Source organism: Parabacteroides sp. CT06, assembly GCF_002257605.1.
GTDB lineage: Bacteria > Bacteroidota > Bacteroidia > Bacteroidales > Tannerellaceae > Parabacteroides > Parabacteroides distasonis.
In genome coordinates this window covers 274,349-298,540 of sequence record NZ_CP022754.1, presented here as the reverse complement: position 1 = coordinate 298,540, position 24,192 = coordinate 274,349, and the positions used below count along the sequence as shown (strand labels likewise).

13 protein-coding genes are annotated in these 24,192 nt (G+C 43.6%); 6 read left to right on the top strand and 7 right to left on the bottom strand.

All coding sequences use genetic code 11. The features are described from left to right. The 7 genes from CI960_RS01070 to CI960_RS01040 form a co-directional block, all read right to left on the bottom strand. Nucleotides 1–3,000, bottom strand: a complete 3,000-nt coding sequence (locus CI960_RS01070) for a tetratricopeptide repeat protein (RefSeq protein ID WP_005859277.1) — start codon at nucleotides 2,998–3,000, stop codon at nucleotides 1–3. 246 nt (nucleotides 3,001–3,246) lie between these two features. After that, a complete protein-coding gene (locus CI960_RS01065) occupies nucleotides 3,247–3,765 on the bottom strand; it encodes an NUDIX domain-containing protein (RefSeq protein ID WP_005859279.1) in 519 nt (172 codons plus the stop codon). A 103-nt stretch (nucleotides 3,766–3,868) separates the two neighbouring features. Then, on the bottom strand, nucleotides 3,869–4,855 hold the full coding sequence (locus CI960_RS01060) for an ROK family protein (protein WP_005859281.1): 987 nt from the start codon (nucleotides 4,853–4,855) through the stop codon (nucleotides 3,869–3,871). Between the two features lie 168 nt (nucleotides 4,856–5,023). Further along, on the bottom strand, nucleotides 5,024–5,401 hold the full coding sequence (locus tag CI960_RS01055) for a VOC family protein (RefSeq protein WP_005859283.1): 378 nt from the start codon (nucleotides 5,399–5,401) through the stop codon (nucleotides 5,024–5,026). A 45-nt stretch (nucleotides 5,402–5,446) separates the two neighbouring features. Beyond that, nucleotides 5,447–6,169 carry an MBL fold metallo-hydrolase gene (locus CI960_RS01050; RefSeq protein WP_005859285.1) on the bottom strand — a complete coding sequence of 241 codons (723 nt, stop codon included), beginning with the start codon at nucleotides 6,167–6,169 and terminating at the stop codon, nucleotides 5,447–5,449. A gap of 126 nt (nucleotides 6,170–6,295) precedes the next feature. Then, nucleotides 6,296–8,170 (bottom strand): RagB/SusD family nutrient uptake outer membrane protein, encoded by a 1,875-nt coding sequence (locus CI960_RS01045; protein ID WP_005859287.1) that lies wholly within the window; start codon nucleotides 8,168–8,170, stop codon nucleotides 6,296–6,298. Between the two features lie 36 nt (nucleotides 8,171–8,206). Beyond that, nucleotides 8,207–11,590 carry a TonB-dependent receptor gene (locus tag CI960_RS01040; RefSeq protein ID WP_005859289.1) on the bottom strand — a complete coding sequence of 1,128 codons (3,384 nt, stop codon included), beginning with the start codon at nucleotides 11,588–11,590 and terminating at the stop codon, nucleotides 8,207–8,209. A gap of 558 nt (nucleotides 11,591–12,148) precedes the next feature. Here CI960_RS01040 and CI960_RS01035 point away from each other — a divergent pair. The 6 genes from CI960_RS01035 (at nucleotide 12,149) to CI960_RS01010 (ending at nucleotide 24,167) form a co-directional block, all read left to right on the top strand. Next, entirely contained in the window at nucleotides 12,149–15,556 is a 3,408-nt protein-coding gene (locus CI960_RS01035) for a TonB-dependent receptor (RefSeq protein WP_005859291.1), read from the top strand. A 31-nt stretch (nucleotides 15,557–15,587) separates the two neighbouring features. Next, entirely contained in the window at nucleotides 15,588–17,447 is a 1,860-nt protein-coding gene (locus tag CI960_RS01030) for a RagB/SusD family nutrient uptake outer membrane protein (protein WP_005859293.1), read from the top strand. Between the two features lie 229 nt (nucleotides 17,448–17,676). Further along, the gene (locus tag CI960_RS01025; protein WP_005859295.1) at nucleotides 17,677–19,422 is read left to right on the top strand and encodes a DUF6057 family protein; all 1,746 of its coding nucleotides are present in this window, start codon (nucleotides 17,677–17,679) and stop codon (nucleotides 19,420–19,422) included. A gap of 9 nt (nucleotides 19,423–19,431) precedes the next feature. After that, nucleotides 19,432–20,898 (top strand): PD40 domain-containing protein, encoded by a 1,467-nt coding sequence (locus CI960_RS01020; protein WP_005859297.1) that lies wholly within the window; start codon nucleotides 19,432–19,434, stop codon nucleotides 20,896–20,898. A gap of 10 nt (nucleotides 20,899–20,908) precedes the next feature. Next, the gene (locus CI960_RS01015) at nucleotides 20,909–22,681 is read left to right on the top strand and encodes a DUF6057 family protein (RefSeq protein ID WP_005859299.1); all 1,773 of its coding nucleotides are present in this window, start codon (nucleotides 20,909–20,911) and stop codon (nucleotides 22,679–22,681) included. 7 nt (nucleotides 22,682–22,688) lie between these two features. Continuing rightward, nucleotides 22,689–24,167, top strand: a complete 1,479-nt coding sequence (locus tag CI960_RS01010; RefSeq protein WP_005859301.1) for a PD40 domain-containing protein — start codon at nucleotides 22,689–22,691, stop codon at nucleotides 24,165–24,167. The last annotated feature ends 25 nt before the right edge of the window (nucleotides 24,168–24,192 follow it).

The following is a 24,192-nucleotide window of genomic DNA, read 5'->3' as shown; positions in this document are numbered from 1 at the left end:
TTATTTCTTTAGTTTACCCAATCTGTCTTCGATCATCGCGGCGATCTCATCATCGCCCTTGTAGTTGTTTTGCAAACTGGTCAGATATTGACGAGCTTGGAAATCATCACCTTGGCGGATATAAATATCAGCCAACAAGATAAAGCCCCGTGCCAACCAATATTGGTGAGGCGTACCGTTCTCGATGAAGTTCATCAAGACAGTCTCGGCATTCTTATCATCCTTATTATCATAATACAATTGAGCCAATAGATATTTAGCCTCCGCCCCGTGTATCGTACGGGTATCCTTGCTGATCTCCTTCAAGTCGGCCAACGCCTTGTTCTCCTGCTTCAAGCTGATATAAGCCTTCGCACGGACATAACGGGCCTCGGACATGATCTCCGGAGATAGCTTCGGTTCCTTCAGCAAATCGTTGGCGGCAAGCAAAGCCTCTTGCGGCTGACCGATCAACTCGGCGCAACGCATCAAGCCCAATTTAGCGGCCTCCTTATTCTCCGGATTCTCCGCTACCGCCTGTAGATGCTTGAAACTTTCCATAGCGGCGGCGTAATCCTTATCCAGATACTCGATCTCAGCTTTACGAGCCCAAGACTCTTCCCTGAATTTCGTATCACCGCTCTCCAATACCAATGAGAACAGACGTTTCGCCTCCTCCAGATCTTTCTTGGCAAAAGCGATACTTGCCAAATAGAAATTAGCGTTCGAGCTAAACGCTCCCTGCGGGAAGGTTTGCAAATAATTCGTCAAGCTACGACGAGCGCCCTCATTATCGCCTCGCATAAATAACTTCTCGGCCGCCAGATAGGTCAAGGAGTCTTGCTCACTCACCTCGAAACGAACATTTCCACCTAACGAATTCGCATAGGCGGCAAACGAATTGATATCGTTCAGCTCGATATATACGGACTTCAAATCTTGCAAGGCCACTTTCGCCTCCTCGCTACCCGGATAATTGCTAATCACGCTCTTATAAGCGTCGGCCGCTTTCTCCGGCTGATTGTCGTTGAAGTAAATCAAACCAAGCTGTACGCCGGCCTTACGAGCCAGACTGCTTTGCGGGAAATCACGCATCAATTGCTCAAAGCTTGCCGCAGCCGCTTGATTGTTATCCAATAACACGTAAGAACGTCCTTTCTCGAACAAGGCATCATCCACATATTGTGATTCCGGGAACTCACGGATCAAGCGATCCATCACGCTGATCTTTCCCTTATAATCTTTCTGCAATCCCAGCAAGAAGCCCTTCTGATACACCGAATAATCTCCGGCGGACGGTTGCAATTGCGCCGCACGGGTATAATTCTCTTCCGCCATAGCGAACTGACGGTTGTGGAATAAACAATCGCCGATACGATTATAAGCGTCCGCATAAGCCGGAGTCTGCTGATTGCTTTCCAAATTCACGTATTGACGGAAGCGGTTCAACGCCTCGCCATACTCTTTCAATTTGAAGTAGCTGTAACCTAAGTTATAATGTGCCAAGGCATACATATCCGTATTACGTTGGCGGGTATTATTCAAATAGGTACGATAATCGGAAATCGCCTTGTTATACTCACCTTGGCGATAATAAGATTCCCCACGCCAGAAATAAGCGTCGTTACGAGATTCCAGATTATAAGCGCCCAACGAGATCGCACGGCTGAAAAGATCGACCGCCTTATCCAATTCCATATTCGTGAACGCCTGCGTTCCCAACTGGAATAAGATATCTTGCTTCGCCTCCAAGATCTTCGTGCTCGGATGCTTGATCTTATCGATAGAGTTCAGAGCCGCTTGATAGTTCTTGGTAGTCAAATAAACCTCCACCAGATAATCGTTTACCTTATCGGCATATTTGGAATTCGGAAAATCATTCAAGAAATCCTCGAAGATTGTCACCGACTCGCCAAAGCCCGTGAAAGCGGTCTCGTGGATCAATAAAGCGTAATTATACATAGCCGCCTCTTTCACTTGCTTATCGAAAGAAGAAGTCGCGGCAGCCTCGAAGGCCATACGGGCGTTATTCTTATCTTTTAATTTCAGATAACTTTGCCCCAGATACAGATAAGCGTTCTGCGAAAGGGCATCGTTCTCACGTACGGTCCGCCCCAAAGCGTTCACGGCGCTACTGTAATTACCCTTATTGTAATAACATACGCCCAAGATATATAAATCGCCCCTCAACGGGCTATCCGTCGAGGATACATATTTACTCAGCATATTAATCGCCTGATCCTCATTTCCCAGATGATAGTAGGCGTTACCCATGATACGGTAAACCTCGCTATTGTTCTCGCTATCCGGATAAGAGGCTAGCAATTCCTTACCTTCGCTGATCACTTTCTCGTATTTATTCTGGATAAAATAAATTTGCGTGATATAGTACAAGGATCGCTCTTTATAATCAGGCAAGTCCTTCAAGCGGGTAAATTCCACCAAGGCATTGTTGTATTTACCGGTTGCGTAATCGATATAAGCGACATAATAGGTAGACGCTTCCCGGTACTTCGTTCCAATCTGCTCGATCCGTGCGAAATAACCACGGGCCTTCTCCATATCCCCAATTTGCAACAAGGAATAAGCCAGACGGAAACAATAAGCCTCCTGTTGTTCCGGACTTAGCATATCAATGTTCGATTCGTTAAACCAAAAGATAGCTTTCTGATACTCTCCCTGTCCGAAATGGGCGGAACCGATCAAGAAGTTCACCTCGTCCGCATGACGGGAAGCCGGGTACACATCCAGATAATCTTTCAATAACTCAACGGCATTGGGACGGCCTTGCTCATAAGCGGAGTAGACCAACATATAATCGGCTTCTTGAATCAAGTCGGCATCCGTGGAATGCTGTTTATACGCCTCCAGCTTATCGATGCAACCTGAATAATTCTTCAAACTAAACAACTCCTTGCCTTCGACAAACAAACGGTTCGGCGCATCAAATTGATACGATCTCTGCCCGCTTGCCATGTGGCTGCCTACTACCAGACACAGCGGAATAAGTATTCTTTTCATCACTCATTTGCTTTTTAATACAAGCACTTACTTCAGTGCCTATTCGTTCTAATTCGCAAATATAAGTAATATGCGCCAAACAGAAGGCAAGTTCTATTAATATTTAGGACAACACGTTCTAAAATTATCTCTATGGAAGATGATACACCTTATAGGGAGAAGATGTATTATCTTACAACGACAAGATGTATCATGTTGCAACGATAAGATATATCATCTTTCATTTTCGTACAATTTTCCTAATTGTTATTTTCTAAGATAGGCTGGTACCGCCTTTCGGATAGAGTCTAAACCGAAGTCTTCCGGATTCACATTCTCCGGGCGAAGGATCACGATCTCGGCGGCATCATCTTCCGCATGCACGTTATTGAAATCATCTACCAAGCACTCATAAAACATATCCAGCGTATGCACCTCAAAGCCGGAATACATATATAAATTAGGCAAGGAAAACAAATAACGGCAATTCTGGATATGCAACCCCGTCTCCTCCCTTACTTCCCGGCGAGCGGCCTCCTCCCCCGACTCAAACATATCGACGAAGCCACCGGGCAAATCCAATGTACCTTTAGCCGGCTCTTTTCCTCGGCGAACCAGCAATAACTCCCCCTTAGCGTTCTTTATGAAACAAGCGACAGCCGACGACGGGTTGAAATAATAAACAAAACCGCACGCCATACATTTTTTCGCTTTCTCGTTATGTTCCACGAAAGCTTTTGCCCCGCAAACCGGGCAAAACTGAAATTGATACAACGGATGTCTCATACTTTATGATTTATAATTCAATTAAAAACAACAAGCCGCACCTAAATATAGATGCGGCTTGCCTTATTTCGCAAATGTCTTTTCGTTATACGTAAAACCGGATTTAGACTTCCAAACCAGCGCTTTGGTCTCTTACTTCCCAACCCAAAGCACTTGCTCCTAATACGGCAGCGTCGCTCTCTTTCAATTGAGAGAATAATAATTTAGTCTTACCTGCGTAAACCTTCAACATATTTTTCTCCATTGAACGTTTAATCGGGTTCATGATCAAATCGCCAGCTTTCGTAAGACCGCCAAACAAAATGATAGCCTCCGGGCTAGAGAATGCTACGAAATCAGCGAAAGCCTCTCCCAACATAGAGCCGGTAGCCTCGAAAATCTCAAGAGCGATCTTATCATTCTTCATAGCTGCGTCGTATACGTCTTTTGAAGTGATTTCATCCGGATCCAAGTCGCGAAGAACACTCTCGTCCTTACGGATTTCCAGATATTCACGAGCCGTACGAGCCACACCGGTAGCTGAAGCATAAGCCTCCAGACATCCTTGACGACCGCAACCACACTGACGACCGTTGTTACGACGCATGATAACATGGCCCAACTCACCGGCAAAACCGTCATGTCCGTATACCAAGTTACCACCTACTACGATACCGCTACCCACGCCGGTACCCAAAGTGATCACGATAAAATCTTTCATACCGCGAGCGGCTCCATAAGTCATCTCACCGATAGCGGCAGCGTTGGCGTCGTTTGTTAAAGCAACAGGAATACCATCAATCTGTTCGCTGATCAATTGAGCCAAAGGAATCTTACCTTTCCAAGGCAAGTTCGGAGCGAATTCGATACATCCGTTGAAAAAGTTTCCGTTCGGAGCACCTACACCCACACCTTTAATCTTATCCGGACCACCAGCCTGATCAATAACAGACTTCAGACCTTTAGCAAGTTCCGCTACATAGTCATTAACGTCTGCATATTTACCAGTCTTAATTGATCCACTATACAAGATTGTTCCTCTTGCGTCAACTACACCAAAAACAGTGTTGGTACCACCTATATCGATACCTACTACATAAGGCTTCTCCATGATTTTATATTTAGGATTAATAATGATTTTCCTCTTTCTAGGTAGCAAATATAAGAGGTTTAACACAAGTTGCAATACGATTTGAAGAAAATTTTACAGATTCCTGTCATTTTATCTTCTTTTTTCGAAAACTTATGTTAAGCAACATTGTTATATAATAATGGAGAATTATCGCAACGGTAATATCTCGATCCAATAGTCATCCGGATCATTAATAAAATACAATCCCATCTTGGTATTCTCGAAGCAAACCGCTCCCATTTCCTTGTGGTATTTACGTACTTCCTCATAATCGCCGGCTACCCGGAAACAAAGATGGCTCTCATTGTCGCCTAGCTCATAAGGTTCTTTCCGGTCACGCAGCCAAGTCAGCTCCATCAAGAAACCGGTTTGCTCATCCGTTAGATAAACCAAGATAAACGAACCGTCTTCCGCTACCTTACGATGGTGCTCTTTCAATCCCAACGCTTTATTATAAAAAGCGATACTCTTATCCAAATCCAATACATTAATATTGAAATGGTCAAATCTACCTTTAACTTCCATACCTAATAAATTTATGCGTTTAATAACCTATACATTAATAATATATTATATATCCGTCCCTTCTCCCGGAACAGACAATACGATATAACGACATCCTTTCGATTCGGCGTAAGGGCCGAAAGCCATAACCTCCGCCGGACGTTCCCAAAAGTGCATCGGGACAAATACGCTTGTTTTTATACGATCGATAAATTGCTGGGCGCCCCTCATGAAATCGGTACCCAAACGAGGATCGACCGGGAACATGACGAGATCCATCACAGAGGTTTCTTTCGCTATTATATCCAGTTCCTTCAAGTAATTACCCTCAGCCTCGGCTACCTCTTGTGGGGTGGACTCGTCTTTCCAATGCCAATTATTCAAGTCGCCGGCATGGAAGATCCGTCTGCCTTCTGTCTCTATCAGGAAAGAGATCCCCACATCCGTGGAACCAAATGCCTTGATGGTCAGAAGTTCATCTTGATAGGCATCCCCCTTCTTCAAATAAATAGCATCATCAGCCTTGGCCCTCCGACGCTTCAATATATCCTTGGAAAAGATATATTTGATATCCGGCTTCTGCTCTTTCCATTTCAATACTTCCGGATTAAAATGATCCGGATGGAAATGCGACGCTAATATATATAATGTGCCCGCACGCTTCAAGAGTTCGCTACGCACGTATCCCTTGGCCGGGTCCGGATCGCTATCCTTGAAATAATCGATCAAGATCGAAAAGCCATCCGCTTCCAAAGCGAATCCGCTATGATAAATATACACCAATCTCATAATGATCCTCATTTATTGTTTATCTTAAGAACACCGAACCTCACCGGGTTGTTGAATTCACGGTACAAATATACAAAAGGCCGGACATATCACATGCCCGGCCCACAATGATTATCAACTTACAATTTATTTCCAGTTCTCATTCTGGACTAATACGCCTTCCATGGTGACAATTTCATCGTTAGGGATCGGAAGTGTCACTAATCTATCCGGATACGTAGCCGATTGGTACTTCAGCAAATATCTCTTTTCATAAGCCAAGAAGCCCGAACCTTTATTACCCAGCTCCTCAGAAGCCGCATTCCAGCGCACAAGATCATACCAATGATGCCCCTCCATCGCCAACTCGATCCTACGCTCGAAACGCAAGGCTTTTATCGCCTTATCCACTGTCCAGCCACTCGCAGGATACAAGCCGATGCGATAATTAGCCGCCGTATTAGCAATGGTATTTCCGCTCACCTTATCCTCCAATACATATGGAGAAGAAGTTAAAGCCATATTGTTATTCGCGTCGGCAGCCATGATACAACTTTGTGCGGCACGTGCGCGAACTTTGTTGATATATTCTCTGGCAGTATTGATATCACCCGTTTCTATACAAGCCTCAGCATAAAGCAGGTAAAGCTCAGCTACACGCATCAAGTGGAAGTTCTTGGCAGTTGAGCCACCGGTTGTAGTCAAGCTCAAGCCTCCCTTATCCGCCTTTTTCGGCAGGTTCTTCTTATTCAAGAACGGACCGCCATTCGCCAAATCACGAATCCAGCCATCGATAGTAACTGGTATATCCCAATCCATATAGGGCACATTGAAACGACCCGCAGATACGTCAACCCGAGGATCCGTATAAACCGTCAAATCCGTATGAGGTACATTATCGCCATCAATTGTCGTAACCGAGGTTTTGCTTTGATACGACTTATCGAGATAAGGCAATCCATTCTCATCCACCATATGCGCATTCACCAAGTCATAAGAAGGCTGGTAGAATCCCCAGCCGGAACCAATCTTGCCAGACAATGAGATATGAGAGTTACCATTGATCGCGTTGGTATAATACTGCGTACCGGAGATTGCCATCTGGACGTCAAACACAGACTCGCCCGTCCAGTCGCTCTCGCCCGCCGTGTAAAGCGTCTCATAACTCGGGGTCAAGGTATATTTCGTGCCCTTGCTATCCGTACCATTAGCGATAACCGTTTCTAAAATCGATTTAGCCTCCGTCCATTTGTTGGAGGTTCCATTCGTTCCATTATAGGGAGAAGACTGGAATATTCTCAGTTTCGCCAAAAACGCTCCAGCCGCCCATTTGTTGGCACGACCGGGCTCTTCCGGCCATGCGCCGGGAAGATTATCATAAGCATACTGCAAATCTTCAGCCACCTGTTCCCAAATATAAATATAGTTACCGCTCTCATCCACATTCGATATCAGTGGGTTCACGGACGACTCATAATCCTCCAAAGATACATAAGGAATAGCCGCCCCAAAATTCTTGATACCCTCAAACAAATAAAAACCACGCATGAAACGAGCTTGGGCTATGGCCTCGGTATAAAAATCTTTCTCCTGTCCCGGTATAGCGGAAAGCTCATCTTTAATCAAACCGGCCAAATGCATGACATTATTAGCACGAGCCACCGCATCGTATACTGCCACCCATTTACGCTTGATATAGGAATTATCGGTCGTAAAGCTAAAAGTCTCCAACAACGTGAAGTCCGATTGGTCCGCAGCCGTTGACCCCTTATTAGCGTCACCGCCCATCACATCACCATACGTATAGTTTGTCAAGCTTGCCCCAAAATAAGAGTTCGTCGTAGCCGCCGGAATATTTAACGCTGAATACATGCCGGTAAGAAGATAATTAATACCTTCCTGATCCGTTAAATTGGTTTCATTAACCGCACCTACAGGTTCGATTTCCAAGAAATCGGAACAAGATGTGCTGCCTAACGCGAGAACCACCGCCATCGCAAAATATATAAGAACTTTTTTCATAATGAATTCAAATTAATCGTTTATAAAGCACATACGTTAGAATGTCACATTCACACCCATCAAGAACTGACGAGGCATACCATAAGATCCATAATCGATACCTTTATTCATATCGCTTGATACATATTCGTTCTCGAACGAAGTATGCGAACGAACCTCCGGATCCAATCCATCATAACCGGTTATCGTAAACACGTTACTGATCTGGCCGTATACACGTATCTTCTCGAAACCGATCTTCTTCAGCAACTTCTTAGGCAATGAATACCCCAAAGTCAACGTCTGCATCCGAAGATAAGAACCATCTTGCACATAATTGGAGTTCGATTCGTTACCAGCCTCGGGGCCCTCGGTCGAGGTCGTTGTCCACAAAGGATAAATACCGTTCGGATTATTCACCGGATCCCAAGATTTCGCCAAACGATCTTTCGAATAATTAGACTGCAAGTTTCCAAACATCGTATAGTACTCGTAGTGTTTGTACAAATCATTTCCAATCGAGTAATACATGTAAGTACTTAGATCAAAATCTCTCCAAGTCAAAGAGATATTGAAACCTCCGGTCAAATCAGGATGAGGATTACCGATAATCGTACGGTCATCCGCGTCGATCTTACCATCGTTGTTCACGTCTTTCATCTTATATCGGCCTACCCATGCGGAAGCGACCAAATCGTTTTCCGTAGCCACACCATAAGGCAGAACGCCCGAGGAAATAACATCTTGCTCATTTTGATAAATACCCTCAATCTGATACCCGTAGAACATTCCGACAGGTTGGCCCACCGTAGTAATATTCACCTTGCTCAAACGAGTATCGTTGAACAAATCAGAAGATCCCAACCGGGTAACCTCATTCTTGTATCTTGAGATGTTAGCCGTGATGTTATAACCGAACTCGCCAACTTTGTCCCTCCATCCAATGGACAAATCAATACCTCTGTTCTTCATATCACCGATATTGATACTAGGCTTTGATGCGTTACCAACCAGCGCAGACCAGTTAGCAGGCACAAGCAAGTCTGAGGTATTCTTTACATAAAAGTCAAATCCGGCGGTCAATCGGTTACTCAAAGCCGTAAGGTCGAAACCTATATTAAACATTTTTGTGGTTTCCCATTTAGCGTCCGAGTCACCCAAGTTCGAGAGCACATAACCGGGAGAAGTCTCTGAATCCGATCCCGTGATAGGATACATATAATAATTTCCCGTACCATACTGGAACGCATAGTTGTAAGAACCAATATTCGAATTACCGGTCGTACCATAACCGGCACGCAGCTTAAAGTCATCCAACCATTTCCGGGTAGGCTCCATAAATTTCTCGTCAGACATACGCCATCCCAAGGAGGCGGAAGGGAAGTTACCCCAACGGTTCTTGGAACCAAACTTGGAAGAAGCGTCGCGGCGAATCGTGAATGTCGCCAAATATTTACCCTTATAAGAATAGTCCGCACGTCCGAAAAGGCCGAACATAGTCACTTTTCTTTGATAACGGCTAGAGTTACCTATATTAGAAGAAGAACCATTATCCAGCGTCCAAGTATTCGGATCGCTCTCGAAGATGTAATCGATACGGGTTCCTTGCATATAACGGCCGACACCTTGTTTGATAGCCTCCGTACCCAAAACAACGGTAATATTATGATCTTCATGAATCTTCTTGGTATAAGTAGCCGTATTTGTCCACTGCCAGTTCAAACGCCAGTTGCCCGTCTCAGTCAATGTATTGTTGGCAGAAGCCTCTTTGTTCGCCATATTTTGACGTTCGGTCATCTCCAAACTCCACATACCATTCAAGCGAGCGCTAAACTGAGAACGAAGCTTCAGACCTTCGATCCAAGGATTGGAAAGCTCGGCAAAAACCGCAGTCTGTCCATGAAACATGCGTGTCCAATCATTCTCATTCATAGCTACCTGATGCACGGCGGAAATATCACGGCCCGCATTAGGTGCCACGGATCCCGTATAATCACCTCCTACATTATATATAGGTACCCACGAATTCATGGTATAAGTCTTAGCGAACGTGTTCGCATCTCCTTGACGACCAGACTCTCCTCCCGTTTCCATAGCGGCAAGGTTCGTATTTTGGCCCATCGTGAAATACTTATTAGGATTATAGGTCGTATTCGTACGTAAAGAGTAACGTTTGAAATAAGAATTCTGGATCGTACCCTCTCGATTTGTATAACCCAAAGAGACAGAATAAGTAGCTTTCTCGCCACCACCCACCAAAGAGATCTGGTGATCTTGGATCTTTCCGGTCTGTACAATCTCATCGTACCAATTGGTACCCTTACGAGCCTCCGCATCGGAATAACCGTCGGCCAACATCTGATAATACGCGGATCGGGCCCAAGAGCTGCTTCCATCGTCTACATACGACTTTTCCCAAGCCTCTACGCTCCCATACATATCAATAATCTGCTGTTCGCTATAACCGGCCGGCTTAATCGCATAAGGCATCGAAATACCTTTACCACCCGTAGCGGCGATTTGCCCGAATTGAGGATGAGAGGTTGCCAAACCACGATAGTTATACAGATTCTGCTGTCCTAATTCCTCGAATTCCATCGATTCCCAACCGTTCAACAAATCATAACCGCTGTTAGCCATCTTAGCGACACCAAAATATCCATTATAAGAGACACGAACACGATCAGCACGCGTACCCTGCTTCGTCGTAATGATAATTACGCCATTCGCACCTTGTGCACCATAAATAGCGGTAGCTGAAGCATCCTTCAACACTTGCATAGACTCAATATCATTCGGGTTTACGGAACTGATATCCACCCCGGATACACCATCCACAACAATCAACGGGTCTGAACTATTAAGAGAACCCACACCACGAATACGGATCGTAGTCTCACCGCTGGGACCTCCGGAATTAGAGATATACACACCGGATGCTTTTCCTTGCAAAGCCTCGGCGAAAGTCGCCACCGGAGTCTCGTGGATAGCGTCTGTAGAAACAACAGCAACAGAACCGGTAATGTCCTTCTTCGATTGCGTACCATATCCAACTACTACCACTTCATCCAAAGCTTGAGTATCTTCCACCAATTGAATCCTCACATTCGTCTGACTACTTTTTAAAGGAATTTCTTGACTGACATAGCCAATGTAAGACACAACTAAAATCGCATTACTAGGCACACCTTCTAAAATAACACGTCCGTCCATATCGGAGATATTTCCGATAGTGGTTCCTTTAACAAGGACATTTGCCCCTACAATTGGTCCGGCTTTGTCTGAAATAGCACAAATGACTCTACGTCCATCTTGTTGTAGGCTACGAGTTCCTACGTTTGGTGTTAAATCGCCAACTTCCGCAGCGATGATGGGATATCCGCCGCAAAGGAATAAAGAGGCTCCCAGAAACACCTGTCTCCAAAATACTACATTACTCATAAAATTAGAATTTAAGGTATAAATCAAAAAAACACAATCTACTTAACAATTTGATTTTTTCATATAGACACAACATCACAACTTGTAGCTATTACTCATCTATCTTATGGTCTAAATGTTTTTTCATAAAACGACTAGTTGAAACGATCGTTTAAATCTTGCGTTTTCGAGAAGGGGGAAAGAGGATTTGAAAAAGAAGAGCTTTTTTGTGGGAAGAAAAGGTTATCTTTCCCATTAGCAATAAGATAAAATAAAAAAAAATGAACAAAAAGTTGCATGTGTCAAAAAAAAGACAGATCTTTACAAACGACTAAATGAAACGATCGTTTCAACTAGTCGTTTTTTTTAATATCATGAAAAAAACAAGAAGTGATTTTCATAATTAAAACCATGATAATGAAGAAGCTACACAAAAGAAGTTGAAAAGAAGAGAGTGATGTTTACTTATTTTAAGATGTAAACAGATGTAATATACCTTAGAGGTATGAGAGAGTAGTGAATTCATTTTGTTAAAAGTTTGTGTTTTTTATTTTATTATACCTTAAATTCTAAATTTGTATGAGAAATGTTGTATCATGGAAGCCATTAGTCTTAGGAGCTTCTTTTCTTCTGTACGGAGCCGGAACGGCCTTTGCAACAGAAACAGATCATCTGTATCCTACACCTAGTACGGGATTTATGAGTGTCCAGCAAGATGGACGACAGATTAACTGCCACATCGTGGATAAATCTGGTCCTATCGTTGGAGCCAACGTAGTCGTAAAAGGAACTACTATCGGAAATATTTCTGATATGGATGGACGAGCCATTATAGAGAATGTGCCCGCAAACGCCATCTTAGTAGTCTCTTATATCGGATACGTAACTCAAGAGGTTACTTTGAAGAGTAATCAGACAAACATCAAGATCACGCTGGTCGAGGATTCACAAGCTTTGGATGAAGTCGTCGTTACTGGTTATAGTACACAAGCGAAGAAGGATATTACCGGATCTGTGGCTGTTGTCGCTACGGATGAGTTAAAAGAGACTCCTGTTTCCAATTTCGCTGAGGCTTTGCAAGGAAAAGCTGCTGGTGTATTTGTACAAGCAGGTGGTGGTCCATTAGGGGAGACAACGATTCGTATACGTGGTGTGGGTTCCGTAAACGGCTCAGACCCGTTGATCATTGTCGATGGTGTACAAGGAGTAGATATCGATGCGGTAAATGCGAATGATATTGAATCCATGCAGATATTGAAAGACGCTGCTGCTTCCGCTATTTATGGAGCGAAAGGTGCAAATGGTGTTATCGTTATCACGACTAAACAAGGAAAAAAGAACGACCGTGTACAAGTATCTTATAACGGTTACTTCGGTGTAGCCAAGATGGCCAATGACGGTTATGGTCTGTTGAACGCTTGGGAAGCTATGGAATTCCAAGAAGAAGGGCAACGTAATTTATTCAACTACCGCGGTGGCCAAACAGTAAACCACGCCCAGTTCGGTTCAATAGGTAAAGACGGTACAGGTCATTTAACAATGCCTTATGCTATCAAACCTGCTGGTTATAGTAAAGAACAGATCATCTCTCAATACGGCAGTATCGCAGCTTGGGAAGCTTCTTACAAAGACAATGGTGAGAACACTTGGTCTCGTTCCGCTTACTACCAAATGCTTGAGGACGGCTACTCTGAGGAAGAAGCTCGTGCCGGCACGAATTGGTACGACGAAGTAGTTCAAACCGGTAAGGTGCAAGATCACCAGATTTCTATCACCGGAGGTGGTGAAAAAGCGACTTATTCAGTAGGCTTAGGCTACATGAATCGTGAAGGTACGATCAAGGAGTCATGGTTCCGTCGTTATTCCTTGCGTGCGAATACAAACTTCTTCGTGAACAAGTGGTTCAATATCGGTCAGAATACCAACATCGCCGTAATCGAGAACTCAGGAGAACGCGGTCGTCAAGGTGATGATAATACCTTCGGTAAGACCTTCTCCATCCAACCTTGGGTACCTATCTACACAGTTGGCGGTGATTATTCCGGTTCACAAAATGCCGAAGGAGGACGTGCTGAGAGCGCACCAATGTCCGTTGATTATGGCAAGGACAATCGTCGTCGTTTCTTACGTGCCCAATCAGCTATCTACGCAGAGATTATGCCTTTAGAAAGCCTTGGAGAGAATTTGAAGATCCGTACTCAGTTCAGCGCACGTTTAGGTGGCGCATGGGACTTCTGGATGAACAAACGTACGATCATGACCAATAAAGAAGGACGTAACAACAACGAGTTCTACGAGCAAGCAAACTATTGGTTAGATTATCAATGGACAAACACCGCTACTTATAGCAAAACAATCAACGACGATCATACGATCAATGCTGTGATTGGTACAGAGGCACTTCGTGAGGGTTTAGGACGTTGGATCCAGGCAGGTCGTATCAACTATCCATTCGAAGATGATCCCAACACTTGGGTAATCAACAACGGTGCTAGCTCTGACTTAAGAAATAGCGGAAACCAGAACGCTGTATCCACCATGTTCGGTATGTTCGCTCGTGCGGACTATGCTTACCAAGGTAAATATTTGGCTACAGTTACGGTACGTCGCGACGCATCCTCTCGTTTTTCTGAAAAGAATCGCTGGGGTACATTCCCTTCTATCTCTTTAGGTTGGCGTATGTCGGACGAGAAATTCATGGAGAAATCACGTACTTGGTTAGACGATTTGAAGATTCGTGCCGGTTACGGTACAACCGGTAACTCCAATATCGATTCATATAACTGGGCATTCCAATATGGTACTGGTAACCGTTATCTCTATAGCATCAATGGTTCTGACACAGAGGTATATCAAGGATTTGGCGTAACCAATCTTGGTGATATCGAGGCAAAATGGGAAACATCTAAGATGTTTAATGCAGGTTTCGATATTACAGCTTTTAATCAACGATTAACCGCCAACTTCGACTACTACATCAAGAAAACTTCTGATATGTTGATCGATGCCAACTGGTCTGCTTTGGCCGGTGCCGCTGACAAGCCGAAAGTAAACATCGGTGATATGACGAACAAAGGTGTTGATTTGAATATTACTTGGAATGATAAAATCGGTGAGGTAGGTTACTCTGTAGGCGTAAACTTGTCGCATTACAAGAATAGACTGGATGAGATTGGTACTGATGCCGGAATCTTTACCGGAACTCGTATTTCCAACATGAACGTATTGATGAAAGGACATGCAATCGGTGAATTCCACGGTTATCAGCTAGATGGTATCTATAAGAGTGAAGAAGAAGTCCGTAACTATAAGAATGATGCCGGTGGAACAGTATTGCCATATGGTACATCTGATGCTTCTACGTTAAACGCTGCCAATTATGTAGGTCAGTTCAAAGTAAAAGATGTGAACAACGATGGTAAGATCGACGCTAGTGACCGTACATTCATTGGAAACCCACATCCGGATTTAACAGGAGGTATCAACTTAGGTGTTAACTGGAAAGGATTCGACTTAAGTACTTATATGTACTTCTCCGTAGGCAATGATCTATTCGCCATGTATAAATATTATACACATTATGGTTCCTTACAGTCCGCTTATTCTAAAGATCGTCGCGACAATTCATGGCATCCTGTAACCAACCCTGATGGTATCTATCCTATGTGGGCAACCGCTAATGGTGAGAGTACAATCGCCGCAAATGAGTCTAATTCCGGCTATATAGAAGATGGTTCATTCTTACGCATGCAAACGTTGACTTTAGGTTATACACTTCCAAAGAGTATTTTAGATAAAATCAAGTTTGAGAAGATCCGCATCTATGGTCAAATAGCAAACGTATTCACATTGACTGGTTACTCCGGACTAGACCCACAGGTTCGTACAGATACAGACGGTCGTTCCAATGACCGTACGATGGGTACCGATTTCGGTTCTTATGGTATGCCACGCCAATTTATCATGGGTGTAAATGTGACATTCTAACAAATATTTGCTAACTAAAAATTGAAACAAGATGAAAAATCTATTTATATATGCGGCAGTCATTGCCGCCACGATGGGAAGCATGACTGCTTGCTCCGATTTCTTGGATGTGAAGCCAGTCACAAATAAACAGGAACCGGATTTTGTATCGCAAGAAGGTATTACTCAGTTGCTAACTGGTATGTACGCTAGATTAAACTCTACAGATGCGAATGATGGATACTTCCGTTCGACATTGACCAACTATGTATATGGTGACGTAATGGGAGGTGACGCAAACAAAGGTTCAACTTTCCAAGACCAACCAGACTTTACCAGCTTGGAAACTTATACATTTACAACTGACAACGCTTATTTTGAAACAAAATGGGCACATAGTTACCATGGGGTATTCACCGCAAACAACGTAATCAAGGTAGCGGATTTAGCAAAAGAAGAGCTTTCGGCTATAGCAGGCCAAAGTAAAGACTTCTATACGGAAACAATCGCCCAAGCCCGCTTCATACGCGGTTTCTTCCATTTCGAGGTCGTAAAATTATTTGGAGCGGCTGTTCCTTATGTAGATGACATAGCCATGAAAGAGAACGTGAACCCACAAGTCTCTAATGTGGATGAGAATGGGAATTATATCTATATCTGGGATAAGATAGTAGAAGACTTGCAGTTTGCCTATGACAATCTGCCCGACACTTGGACCGAGGCAGGACGCGTAAACAAATGGGCAGCTGGCGCTATGTTGGCTAAAGTAAAGATGTACCAATCCTCTCCATATAACGGAAAAAATGGAACGTCTAATCATTGGACTGAAGTTAAAACGATTTTGGAAGATGTAATCGCAAACGGAAAAGATAACAAAGGCACTAAGTTCCGCTTGGCAGATACATACGAGGAACTCTATACAGCAGGGGAAAGTGACTGGACAGGAGAATCTGTATTCGATGTCCAAGCTGCAGTTTCCGGCACCGTAGAACAAACTGCCAATATCAACGGAGCTTGGCACATCGGCTTCAGCGGAGCGTTAGGAACTGGAGGTTGGGGATTCTATCAACCCTCTTATGATATGGTCAACGCTCATATTGTTGACGCAAACGGATTACCTAAAATGGATGATTCTTATCGTAATGATCCTGCGTTATCAACTTTAGACGAGAACAATTTACCTCACACTGATTTGACCGTCTATACAGACCCTCGTTTGGATGTTTCTACCGGTCGTTTCGAGACTCCATTCTTAGATTGGACAGTGCCAAATGCGTTGGATGGTTGGGTACGTGATGTTTCTAACGGAGGTTTATACCTAAACAAGAAGAATATCCCTAGAAAAGCCGATAAAGGAAGCTTATCTAACACGACGCAAACAAACTCCACTGCTAAAAACTTCCACTTGATCCGTTACGCAGACGTATTGCTTTGGTACGCTGAAACCTTGATCGAGTTAGGACAGCCTCAACAAGCAGGTGAATACATTAATCAAGTACGTGCTCGTGCCGCCAATAGCTATGTAAAGGCAGTAGATCCGGCAACAATGACCGAGGCTAGTTCTACTTATGTTTTGGATGACAAGATTAACGGGAAGCAAAGTACAGATGCTGCCGCAAACTATCGTATAGGTTTATATCCACCTTCTCAATTCGCATCAAAAGACAAAGCGCTGGAGGCACTGCGTTGGGAACGTCGTATCGAGTTAGCGATGGAAGGTCATCGCTGGTATGACTTAGCTCGCTGGGGTATCGCATCCGAGGTATTAAATGATTTCGTGAAATACGAAGCTAAGCATTTAGGTAAATATTCCAATAGTACATACAACGCAAAATGGGCAACAATGCCTATCCCTCATAATGAAATCTTAAAGATGGATGGTCTTTTAGTTCAGAATGAAAACTGGAAATAAACAAGTGGGTTAACAGTCAGAAAGGGCAGCCGGGCATGTGATATGTCCGGCCTGCTTTTTAATCCCCAAAAGTAAGTTAACTTACTTTGCTCACGAAGTTAACATACTTTGCCAACGAAGTTAACTCCATGTGCCAATTAAGTTAACTTCGTTTTGTGTAGATTGGTATTTCCGATAAAAATCGTATCTTTGTTTGACTTTAAATCAAAATGAAACGTGTACTCTAGCCATGAGATATAAACAAATACTCCTCGGTTTGATCCTGTTTGTCCTATTAGGGGGTTTCTTGCAAATAACCGGCAAGTTTCATTTCTTCTATATCGAGCAGCTTCAACTATTCCAGTTTTCCGAAGATTATCTTGCGGATAAAATCAGCAGTCCGGGAGGTTTATCTTTGATTATCGGGGAATTCTTGACACAATTCTTTATTACGCCTTATGCAGGGCCTTTCATTATCGCAGCTATACTTACGTCTATCGGCTTAACAATGAGGGAGATCATCCTGCAAATTAATCCAAATAAAGAGCTCTTCCTGCTTTACTTACTCCCGGTTTTATTCTTATTATTGATTCAATACGACTTCAATTATTTAGTACAAGGCACTATCGCATTCCTATTTTGTTTGATTAGCCTGAACGCATGGATGCGCATAAAAGATCCCTGTTACCGGCTATCCGCCGCATTGGTAATCACCCCACTACTTTTTTGGATAGGAGGACCGATTGCCGGGCTATTCTCATTAAGTGTGGTTCTCAAGGAAGCGATAAGCCGTTCCAAACAGGGGTTCTATTTTTTAGCGGTTTTAATTGAATACCTGTTTATCGGGATCGGAAGTGTCTGGTCAACTACCATCACCAGTTATCGCTTCGCATTCTTACCGGACGCTTTTTACCACCCGATTCTGGCGGCTCCCAATCTCATCTATTTCGCATGGGTCTGTTTACCGCTTAGCTTGATCGGGGCATTCGTATATCCTAAAGGCAAAAACCAATCAAAGAAAAAAACAGGGATAGAGCTTACCGTTCAATTCATCCTAATCCTATTCCTTTGCTGGGTAACGATTCCACGGTATAACGACCAGAAAGCCTATCCTCTAAAAGTCTTGGATTATTATGCCCGTACCGAACAATGGGACGAGATCATCCGGCATTGTCACGGGCCGATCAAAAACTATTTATATTTAACTTACTTAAATAGGGCACTTGCGGAAAAAGGGGAGTTGGCAGACCGGATGTTCGCTTTTGATCAACACGGTCCTCAAGGGTTACTCGCCTCTTGGAACAAGACCTTTACGGTCTCCACCCTGTTAAGCGACGCCTATTTTACGCTAGGGGAAATCGCATTATCGCAGGAGATGGCTTTTGAAGGGTATGTCACCGTAATTGGCGCCGGTAATCCCCGGAACCTGCAACGGCTTGTTCAAACAAACTTGATTTACGGAACGTATCCTATCGCCGAGAAATATATCAGTATCTTAGAAAAAACATATGCCTATCATGATTGGGCCAAACGGCATAGAGGCTTCTTATATAACGACAAAGCGATTGAAGCTGATCCGGTATTAGGGCCTAAACGAAAAGCTCTTCCGAAGGAAAGTAACTTATCCGGTATCAACGGACTGGAACATGATTTACTTATCCGTGCGGAACAAGATCCGGAAAATCAGCTCCCGATCCAATTCACCGGGGCTATCTATCTGCTGTCTAAAGACATGAAAGCTTTCCAAAGGCTGATAGAAAAGTATTATGGAACACCGGTACTCCCCTCTCTCCCCGTGAGTTTCCAAGAGGCTGTTATCCTATTAGCAGAGAAGGATGTGGATTACTGGAAGCGTTTTAACGTATCCGGAAATGTGATCCGCAAATTCGCAGGTTATCGGAATTTAGTCGTGCAGAACCGGAACAACCCACAACTTCCGCAACTTATAAAGAAGTCGTTCGGAGACACTTATTGGTCTTATTATACTCTAAAATGATCAACAACCATGAAAAGAAATATTCTATATATCACCTGTTTATTTCTTATTCTACTAGGAATATCCTGCTCGGATACGATCCCGGTAAGCAAAGAAACCTCGGAGAAACCTGTATTATTTCCCGATTATGCGGATGTAACGATCCCTTATAATATCGCTCCCTTAAATTTCAAGATAGAAAATCCACATGCGGAAGCCTTCGCCGTACTCAAATTCGGAGAAGAAAAGATACAAGTCAAGGAAAAAGGGGGACAATTCTATCTTCCCGCATCCGATTGGAGAAAATTGCTGAAAAGGGCGACAGGAAAAGCGATACAAGTAAAGCTCTACGCAAAAGACAAAGAATGGCTCGCCTATCCGGAATTCTCACTATTCGTCGCTCCGGAACCCATGGATTCATATCTGGCTTATCGCTTGATCGAACCCGGATACGAACTTTGGAATCAAATGGGTATTTACCAACGGAATCTGGAAGATTATAAGCAAAGCCCTATCATGGAAAACAAATACAGCGGTCAAAACTGTATGAATTGCCATTCTTTTTGTATGCAAAACCCCGATAAAATGCTGTTCCACATGAGGGATAAGTATTCGGGCACTTATCTGATCGACGGAGATAAGATCGAGAAATTAAATACGAAGACCGATCAGACGATCTCGCCTTTGGTCTATCCCTCTTGGCATCCATCGGGGAAATACGTAGCCTTCTCTGTCAATCAGACCAGCCAAAGCTTTCATGCCAACGACAAAAACCGGGTGGAGGTCTTCGACAGCCAATCCGACGTAGTTGTATACGATACGGAAAAGCATGAGATTATCAGTACGCCTTCCATTCGGACAGCAAAAGCGTTTGAGACTTTCCCGACATTCTCTCCCGATGGCAAGACTCTTTACTTCTGCTCGGCAGAGGCACGTTCCATGCCGCATGAATATTCAGAAGTAAAATATAACCTTTGCTCCATAGCGTTCGATCCCGTAACCCGGAGTTTCGGCTCCCGTATAGATACCTTATACAATGCCGGAAAAGATGGGAAGAGCGCCTCTTTTCCCCGTGTTTCCCCAGACGGGAAATTCTTGTTATATACGCTGTCCGGCTACGGTAACTTCTCGATCTGGCATAAAGACGCAGATCTATATCTACTGGATATAGCGAGCGGAATCTCTCATTCCTTGCAAAACGCCAATAGCACGGATACGGAGAGCTATCACTCATGGAGTAGCAACAGCCGCTGGATCGTCTTCAGCAGTCGAAGGATAGACGGGTTATACACACGTCCTTATTTTGCTTATATAGATGAAGAAGGAAATGCGTCTAAGCCCTTCCTTTTGCCTCAGAAAGACACAGACTACTATCACCGTTTCATGAAATCTTATAATATACCCGAGTTTATTACCGGAAAAGTATCCTCCAAGATCCGGGCGCTTAGCACGCTAGCCAAAGAGGATAAAGGAATTGACGTAACTTATCGTAAATAGAATAAATCACATGAGTACTTTATATAAGAAGATATTACCACCGCTTCCATTCATTCTATTGACCGGCGTCTTATGGTTTCATTTGCAGACCATGCAAGAGCCTCTCTTTTTTTATCGGGAACAGCAGCAGATTTTCCTATTCGATTCCACCTATATATTCAGCATACTTAAGCAGATAGGGGGGCTAGCGACTTTTATCTCTCAATTCTTGATACAGTTTTTCAGAATCCCGCTTATCGGATCGCTGGTGACCGCCTTGATCGGTGGAATCTCCGGTTGGTTATTCTGGCTGACCTTACGAAAGATACATCCGGCATTATATCTTATGCCCTTGGCCTTTCTCCCCATCCTATTCCAATATCTTTACCTAATGAAAGATAGCTATCATTATGAAGGACTGATAGCCATGTTGTTTTGGTCATTGGCGCTTAACGTATATAGTTACAGCGCACGAAGATTTAATTGGACGTACCGTACCTTAATTGGTTGCTTGCTGGCGACCGGATTGTTTTACACGATGGGATCTGTAGCTATATTATTCGCCCTTAGCATCTTACTATTTGATGTATTACAAAAATGCGAACGCTGGTACGCAAGCTTCATCCCGTTGCTGCTGCTACTTATCGTAGGCTCCCTATGTGTCCTAGGAGGCAGTAAACCCGATTATGACTATGTATTTTGGATGAAAGATTACGTAGAGTATTTCATTGAGCTGGAACCATTCTACGGCTTCTCTTGGCAAGTAGCGCTACTCGTTATGCTTCTATTCTTCCTATCACGTTACTTAGATCACATAAAAACCTATTTAAAAGCTTTAGTAGCCGTAGCATTACTTGCCTTATCCGGTATGTATTATACGCAAACGGCTCTTCAACAGAGGAATAAAGATTTCTATACGTTGATGCAAATGTTTCATTACATAGATACCGAGCAATGGGACGCCATAATCTCGTCCGCCGATCTAAACTATAATAACTACTTACACCTGAATTGCTTAAACCTTGCCTTATCCCACAAGGGTGTCATGCAGACTGATTTATTCAAATACCCGCAAAGCGGAATACAATCTTTGGTCTCAAAGTACCAAGCGCATATAGAGGAAAGTTTCCTGTTCAGCCAGATATACTACCATGTAGGAATCACGTCCTTGGCATACAATTTCGCTTTTGGTACCTCGGTAGGAATTACATACGGCAGTCCCGTCATGACTAAATTATTAATAAAATCCCATTTGATATACGGACAGTATCCCGCGGCCGAGAAGTTTATATCCTTATTGGAAAAGACATGGGCCTATCACGAATGGGCCTCCTCGCAACGAAAGTTCTTATATAATGACCAAGCGGTGGAGAGTGACCCGGAATTAGGTACAAAAAGAAAAAGCCTATCCAGCGACAAAGACCTTTTCGCCAATATAATCGGATTGTTTGATAACCTGATGATTATATTGGAAGAGAATCCCCTGAATAAAGCCGCATTGGATTATACGATCGGTACGTTATTATTATCGAAAGACCTGCCCGCTATAAAAACGTTTGTTGAAAGATTCAGTGGGACGGAAGTACTCCCCGCATTACCCGAACCCTTGCAACAAGCCGTGATCTCTTATGCGGAGCATGATCCGGAATATTGCCGCAAGTATGGGGTAACCGATAAAGTCCTGTCCGAGTTCTCGATATTCAAGCAACGTGTATTGGGACTAAGGCATGCCCGACAAAATGTAGCGACTGGAATAGCCGACTATCAACCTACTTTCTGGTACTATTTGATACTCTCTAAATAAAACACATATGGAAAGACAGACTTACACAAATACAAACCGATATCTTTTCCTTTTTCTCATCGCCTTGATGGTTTCATGCTCCAAAAGCGACGTACAGATCGCCAAGAGTCTAAACAAGGAAATCGCCATTTATCCGGATTACAAGGATGTGACCATCCCTGTGAACATCGCCCCGCTCAATTTCTCTATCGCCGATAGCAGTGAGCACTGCCTTATCATTAAAGGGGAAAAGACTCAACTCCAAGTCTATAGCGATGAGGGGCTCTTTGAGATCCCACAAAAAAGATGGAAAGCCTTATTGAAAGAGAATGCCGGAAACCAAATAGAATTGACCATCGCTAAACGCATACAGGGCGAATGGAACGCCTATACGCCTTTTCATATGGACATCGTAAATGATTCCATTGATAAATATATAGCCTATCGGTTATTAGCCTTGAGTAATGATATGTGGAACAGGATGGGTATCTATCAACGGAACTTGGAGAATTATGACCAAAGCGTGATTTATGAGAATAGCTTAACCGACTATAACTGCGTAAACTGCCACACGTTTTCCTCCGGGAACCCGGATAAAATGATTTTCCATATGCGAGGCAAACACGCCGGTTCCGTACTGATTGATGGAAAGAAAATCACCAAGCTAAATACCAAGACTCCCGAGACCGTCTCAAACTTTGTCTACATGTATTGGCATCCGAATGGTAACTATCTGGCGGCCACCGTATGCGATACCTACCAAAACTTCTTCATCAATAATCCCAATACGCTGGAAGTATTGGATCATAACTCCGATATCGTGATCTATGACGTGAAGAAGAACGAGGTATTCTCTTGCGAAGCGTTAAATTCCAAAGACGCATGGCAAATATTCCCTGCGTTCTCTCCCGACGGGAAGAGCCTCTATTTCAGTTCGACCGCCGCCGTAGATTCTATTTCTAAGAATTTCAGACAAATGACCTACAGCCTATGCCGTGTCGACTTTGACCCGGAAACCCGCACCCTAGGCCAGCAAGTAGATACTTTATACAATGGCCGGGCCAATCACAAAAGCGTATCCTTCCCTAGAATCTCACCGGATGGTAAATATCTGGCTTTTACCCTACAGGAATATGGCGGTTTCGGGGTTTGGCATAAAGACGCTGAATTATATATGATCCGCCTATCCGACGGAAAGACGTACCCGCTGAGCGAGGCGAACAGCGCCGAAGGAGAAAGCTACCATTCATGGAGCCACAACAATCGTTGGCTGGTATTTAGCAGTCGCAGGTTGGATGGATTATACACACGCCCGTTCTTTACCTATATCGATGATAAAGGTACGGCCCATAAACCATTCCTCCTGCCGCAAAAAAATCCCGTAAAATATTATAAAGACCTGTTGTGGACTTACAACCTCCCGGAGTTTATACAAGAAAAGGCCCAAGTAGATACGCATGCCGTGATGGAAACCATGAGAAATACAAAAGGAATCCAAGTAAAATAAGAACAATAGCTAGGGTGGGCGAAAG